Genomic DNA, 583 nt, shown 5'->3' on the forward strand with positions numbered 1-583 from the left:
ATTATCAATCTTCAAAAAAGCTTGGGCATTACCTGAAGCTGAAGTAATATTCCCCACACTGCTTTGAGTGAGGTTTACCTTAGCCAGGGTTTGAGATAAATTCAAATCCTTGAGGGCAGAATTTTTTAAAGTAATATTAGCAGCTGCTGTATTAGCAGTTGAAGGGACATCAATTCCCCCTGCTATACTCACTTGTTCTCCGGAGAGATTCAAAGTCACGGTAGAACTGTCCCCATCACTAATCTTGGCAATAGAGACATCTTTGAGGTTATTGAGGTTAATTGTCCCGGTAGAAGATCCGATTGATCCTATTTTTGCATGAGTAGCCCCGTTGATATTGACAGTCCCCCAAGATAAAGCAACATCTTGTGTGCTGCTATCTTTGAGATCAAGATTGAGTGTACCTCCGGCGATAGTAATCTTATTACTCATTTTTGCATTGTTGGAGAATTTCAAAGAGATATTGTTGGAAATGTTCAATGCCCCACTCATATTGGAGTTATCCAAAGAGATAGTGTTAGTCCCTCCGGAGTTGGTGATGTTCCCTGAAATGATTGATCCGCCCGAAGCATTAATAGTGTTA

The 583-nt window shown here is 40.5% G+C and carries 1 protein-coding gene; it reads right to left on the bottom strand.

The window, feature by feature from the left end; all coding sequences use genetic code 11:
* Positions 1-583 (bottom strand): hypothetical protein (locus BKH45_RS08950; RefSeq protein ID WP_180675736.1); only part of this gene is annotated, 583 nt, incomplete at both ends.

Origin of the sequence: Helicobacter sp. 11S03491-1, from assembly GCF_002272835.1 — a bacterium.
Lineage (GTDB): Bacteria > Campylobacterota > Campylobacteria > Campylobacterales > Helicobacteraceae > Helicobacter_J.